Source organism: Acinetobacter sp. NBRC 110496, assembly GCF_000876115.1.
In the GTDB taxonomy this organism is placed as follows: Bacteria; Pseudomonadota; Gammaproteobacteria; order Pseudomonadales; family Moraxellaceae; genus Acinetobacter.
Map to the genome: position 1 here is coordinate 1 of NZ_BBTF01000164.1, position 501 is coordinate 501.

Sequence of the window (501 nt, forward strand, 5' to 3'; positions counted from 1 at the left end):
TTTTTTTACTTTTACCGAATGACATGCTGGAGCGTTAATAAATGTCCATACAAGTAAATGAGCAGACAATAGATTGGCATAAGTGGTTAAGTTTAGAAATAAAAGACCCAGCTTTATTTAGAGATAATTTGCTTGAACAAAAAATGTATAGCAAAAGATTTGATACATTTGTGAATGGAATATATTCCGTAACGGATGGTTTTAGTAATTATAAAAATGAAAAAAAATATGGTGGCTATATTGCGGCAGGTCATCAGCGTTTAAACGATGTCTTAAATTTAATGTCTTTACAGTATTCGGCAGGCGGAAGTCTTGAGTTTTTAAAAGAAATATATCCATATCTACTTCACTGGACAGAAGAGTACGCAGAAGCAAGCCATTTATACAATTTAAGTCCTGATGCTGATGGACGATTTGTTTGGCATATCAGTTTGGGAACAGAAGACTATTGGTATATTGCTTTGCGTCTGATCTGTTTTGGGCTATTGACTGGTTATGCGG

The 501-nt window shown here is 34.3% G+C and carries 1 protein-coding gene; it reads left to right on the top strand.

All coding sequences use genetic code 11. From position 1 onward, the window contains the following. Positions 1-41: 41 nt before the first annotated feature. Positions 42-501 (top strand): PoNe immunity protein domain-containing protein (locus Aba26S_RS21055; RefSeq protein ID WP_043975249.1); only part of this gene is annotated, 460 nt, incomplete at its 3' end.